The sequence below is a fragment of the Rhodovarius crocodyli genome (genome assembly GCF_004005855.1).
In the GTDB taxonomy this organism is placed as follows: domain Bacteria; phylum Pseudomonadota; class Alphaproteobacteria; order Acetobacterales; family Acetobacteraceae; genus Rhodovarius; species Rhodovarius crocodyli.
Genome location: NZ_SACL01000039.1, coordinates 1 through 322, shown reverse-complemented (window position 1 = coordinate 322; position 322 = coordinate 1). Strand labels below are relative to the sequence as shown.

Here is a 322-nt window from a genome sequence, read left to right as displayed (position 1 = left end):
GAGACCGGCCGGCACGCTGCGCAGGCTGATAGCTCCGCGCACCGGCCTCTTGCCACCCACCAACACCAAGGCTCAAATCAACCCAGGACTCTCGTTATCGCTGGATGAGAAATGGGGGGCACGTCAGGTGCCTCAAACGCCAAAACGCCCGTTAACCTGTTGGTTTACGGGCGTTTTGTTGAAGTATTGGGAACGTTGGATGCGGGGACAGGATTTGAACCTGTGACCTTCAGGTTATGAGCCTGACGAGCTACCGGGCTGCTCCACCCCGCGGTAAAAGTGGAAAAACTCTCTGGTTAGGTGGTCTGGCGGCGACCGACTC

Annotated in this window: 1 protein-coding gene and 1 tRNA gene; one reads left to right on the top strand and one right to left on the bottom strand. The window is 58.1% G+C overall.

Features of this window, described 5'->3' with window-relative positions:
- Window positions 1-226, top strand: a 226-nt coding sequence (locus tag EOD42_RS26230; RefSeq protein ID WP_206020474.1) for a hypothetical protein, incomplete at its 5' end; no start/stop codon positions are given.
- Here EOD42_RS26230 and EOD42_RS25675 read toward each other — a convergent pair.
- Window positions 197-273, bottom strand: a tRNA-Met gene (locus EOD42_RS25675). The two genes, EOD42_RS26230 and EOD42_RS25675, sit on opposite strands and share 30 nt — an antisense overlap.
- Between the last annotated feature and the right edge of the window lie 49 nt (window positions 274-322).